The 220-nt window shown below is 78.2% G+C and carries 1 pseudogene; it reads right to left on the minus strand.

The annotated features are described in order from the left end of the window. A pseudogene (locus G3I42_RS11960) lies at positions 1-187 on the minus strand (transcriptional regulator); the annotation flags it as partial. Between the last annotated feature and the right edge of the window lie 33 nt (positions 188-220).

The raw sequence follows: 220 nt of genomic DNA on the forward strand, positions 1-220 counted from the left end.
CCTTGCGCACCCGTACGTACCCGGCGTCCGCGAGCGCCGTCGCGATGCGGCTCACGCTCGCGTCCGAGAGCGCGGCGTAGTCCCGCACCGCGCCGAACTCCGCCTCGGCACAGCCGGAGAGGAAGGCCGCGACGGTGAGCCGGGTGGGGTGCTGGAGGTGCGGGTCGAGCCCGTCCGGCGTCGTCATCCGGCGTCCGCCGCGCGCCGCGCCGCGCGGGCC

Source organism: Streptomyces sp. SID11385 (assembly GCF_010548245.1).
Lineage (GTDB): Bacteria > Actinomycetota > Actinomycetes > Streptomycetales > Streptomycetaceae > Streptomyces.